General features: G+C 77.8%; 1 protein-coding gene and 1 pseudogene. Both read left to right on the top strand.

The features are described 5' to 3' along the window. A pseudogene (locus tag HMPREF3099_RS12795) lies at nucleotides 1-573 on the top strand (primosome assembly protein PriA); the annotation flags it as partial. 11 nt (nucleotides 574-584) lie between these two features. After that, nucleotides 585-1,538, top strand: a complete 954-nt coding sequence (gene fmt, locus HMPREF3099_RS04960) for a methionyl-tRNA formyltransferase (protein ID WP_070704785.1) — start codon at nucleotides 585-587, stop codon at nucleotides 1,536-1,538. Nucleotides 1,539-1,633: the final 95 nt, after the last annotated feature.

Below are 1,633 nucleotides of genomic sequence, written 5' to 3'. Positions count from 1 at the left end.
GTGGAGCCCCGCCCCGAGGCCGGGTGGGCGGCGGCCCTGGTGCTGGACGGTGCGGTGACCCTGGAGCTGCCGGTGGCCGATGCCGAGGCGCAGGCCCTGCGGCGGTGGGTCTCCGGCACGGCCTCGGTGCGCCCGGACGGGCCCGGCATCGTGCTGTGCGGCGTGCCCGCCCACGCCGGCATCGACGCCGTGGAGGCCATGGTGCGGCGCGACCCGGTCTGGTACGCCCGCCGCCTGCTGGCCGAACGGACCCAGGCGCACCTGCCGCCCGCGGTCTCGCTGGTGCACCTGGTGGGGCACCGGCGGGACGTCGAGGGGTCCCTGCAGGAGTTCACCGCCGCTCTGGACGCCGCCGAGGTGGTGGGGCCGGTGCCGGTGGGTGCCGCGGCCCTGCCCAGCCGGTGGGACGACCTCGACCCCGAGCAGGCCGCCCAGGCCTGGGTGCGCGTGCCGTGGGCGCACCACGCCGAGCTGGCCCGCACGGCCCACGACCTGCGCGCCCACCGGTCCGCGCGCCGCGCCACGGGACAGCTGGTGATGACCGTCGACCCGGAGGACTGGGTGGCTCCGTAGACTTGCTCCTCGTGCGCATCCTCTTCGCCGGAACCCCGGACGTCGCCCTGCCCGCCCTGGACCACCTCGTGGCCGCCGGCCGGGCAGCGGACGGACCCGACCGACCCGAGGTGGTGGGGGTGCTGACCCGGCCCGACGCCCGCGTGGGGCGCGGCCGCAAGGTGCGCCCCAGCCCGGTCAAGGAGCGGGCCACCGAGCTCGGTCTGCCGGTGCTGGAGAGCGACCGGCCGTGGGAGGACGACACCCTGGCGGCCCTGCGCGAGCTGGCGCCGGACGTGGCCGGGGTGGTGGCCTACGGCGCGCTGCTCCCGGCATCGGTGCTGCAGGTGCCCGCGCACGGCTGGGTGAACCTGCACTTCAGCCTGCTGCCCGCCTGGCGGGGGGCGGCGCCGGTGCAGCGCGCGCTCATGGCCGGGGACGAGATCACCGGGGCCACCACCTTCGTGCTCGACGAGGGCATGGACACCGGCCCCGTGCTGGGCACGCTCACCGAGGCCGTGCGCCCCACCGACACCGCCGGCGACCTGCTGGACCGTCTGGCCCACGCCGGGGCGCCGCTGCTCACGCAGAGCCTCCTGGGCCTCGTGGACGGCTCGCTGCAGCCGATCGCCCAGCCGGCCGAGGGGGTCTCGCGTGCGCCCAAGCTGACCGTGGCGGAGGCGGAGCTCGACTTCGCGCTCCCGGCGTTCGCCGTGGCGCGGACCGTGGCCGGGTGCTCCCCGGCGCCGGGGGCGTGGACGACCTTCCGGGGCAACCGCCTCAAGGTGCTGCGTGCCGCAGCCGGCCCGGCCGTGACCGACCTGGCGCCCGGCCGCATCACCGTGCGCGAGGGGGCGGTGCTGGTCGGCACCGCGGCCGGCGCGCTGCGCCTCGTCAGCGTGCAACCGTCGGGCAAGCAGGAGATGGATGCCGACGCCTGGGCACGCGGTGCCCGTTTCGACGATGAGGAGGTCCTCGGTGGCTGAGCAGGAGAACACCCGGTCCCGGGGCGGGCCCCGCCGGGACGACCGCCGGGGCGAGCGGCGAGGTGGCCCGCAGGGCCAGCGCCGCGAGGGCGGCC

The sequence above is a fragment of the Kytococcus sp. HMSC28H12 genome, assembly GCF_001816045.1.
Lineage (GTDB): Bacteria > Actinomycetota > Actinomycetes > Actinomycetales > Dermatophilaceae > Kytococcus > Kytococcus schroeteri.
The sequence above is the reverse complement of the archived record's forward strand: the minus strand, read 5'-3'. Positions and strand labels throughout refer to the sequence as shown.